The sequence below is a fragment of the Pseudonocardia sp. McavD-2-B genome, assembly GCF_024124365.1.
In the GTDB taxonomy this organism is placed as follows: domain Bacteria; phylum Actinomycetota; class Actinomycetes; order Mycobacteriales; family Pseudonocardiaceae; genus Pseudonocardia; species Pseudonocardia alni.
Genome location: NZ_JAMXSG010000539.1, coordinates 1 through 1,201, shown reverse-complemented (window position 1 = coordinate 1,201; position 1,201 = coordinate 1). Strand labels below are relative to the sequence as shown.

At 77.4% G+C, this 1,201-nt stretch carries 2 protein-coding genes; both read right to left on the bottom strand.

Features of this window, described 5'->3' with window-relative positions:
- Positions 1–99 precede the first annotated feature (99 nt).
- Positions 100–888: a fluoride efflux transporter CrcB gene (crcB, locus tag NH602_RS31585; RefSeq protein WP_308292907.1), complete on the bottom strand. Its 789-nt coding sequence runs from the start codon at positions 886–888 to the stop codon at positions 100–102.
- The coding region (locus tag NH602_RS30985; protein ID WP_374210291.1) for a CrcB family protein at positions 885–1,201 on the bottom strand (317 nt) is incomplete at its 5' end. The genes crcB and NH602_RS30985, both read right to left, overlap by 4 nt.

Here is a 1,201-nt window from a genome sequence, read left to right as displayed (position 1 = left end):
CCGTGCCGACGACGGCACGCAGCCCGCGCAGTCGTCCCGGCCCGGGACGCCCGCCCCCGACGGCCAGTGCGAGCGCGGCGAGTCCGAGCGCGGCCGCGGTCACGTCGGCACCGCCGCACGCAGGATCCGGTCGGCCCACGCCGCCCCGGCGACCGTGAGGACGACCCCGGTCAGCAGCAGCGCCGGACCGTGCAGACCGGTGCGCAGCACGGTCAGCGGCGCGATACCCATGAGCTGTCCGAGACCGATCCCGGCCAACGGCAACCCGGTCAGCACCGACGCCGTCGCCCGGGGTCCGGCGAGCTGGGCGCGCACCCGGGCGCCGTGCGCGATCCGCCAGCGGATGTCGTCGAGCAGCCCGGCGAGCAGGTCGGCGAGCGGGGCGCCGTGGGTGTCGGCGAGCTCCCAGGCCGAGGCGACCCGTTCGACGTCGCGCCGGGCGGGCCCTCGCGCCGTCCGGCGCAGTGCCTCCGGTACCGGTTCACCGATCCGTGCGGCGACGGCCGCCGGCTCGAGCAGGGCGCGGGCGAGCGGCCCGTCGTGCACGTGCCCGGCCAGTGCGGCCGCGACGCCGACGAGCGCGCTCGCCGCCGCGTAGCCCACGGCGAGCGCGGTGCGGCCGCGTTCGAGCAGCGACAGTGTCTCCCAGCCGAAGGTGCTGTAGGTGGTGAACGCCCCGCAGAACCCGGTGCCGAGCAGCGCGGCGAACCCCGGCCCGAGCAGCGGGGTCAGCGCCACCACGCCGCCGAGCACGAGGGATCCGGCCACGTTGATCACCCAGGTGCCCCACGGGAACGCCGAGGGCCTCCGTGCCTTCACCGCGGTGTCGACGAGGTAGCGCAGCGGCGCCCCGACGGCCGCACCGAGGCCGACGAGCAGCGCCGTCACCGGGCTCCTCCCCCGGCGAGCGCGCGGGTCAGGGTCGCGCCGAGCGCCGTCGCGGCGACGGCGAGCACCGGGGTGCCGACCATCAGCGCCAGCGACCCCGGCGAGCCGAACGCCGGCGCGGCGACGTCCACGGCGTAGGTGGAGAACGTCGTGTACCCGCCGAGCACCCCGACGCCCAGGGCCGGGCGGACGAGCGGGTGGGCCCGGAACCGCTCGGTGACCAGCACCATCAGCACCCCCATCAGCAGGCAGCCGGTGACGTTGATGAGCAACGTCGTCCACGGGGCGGGCGGGCCGACGAGCCCGAGCAGCC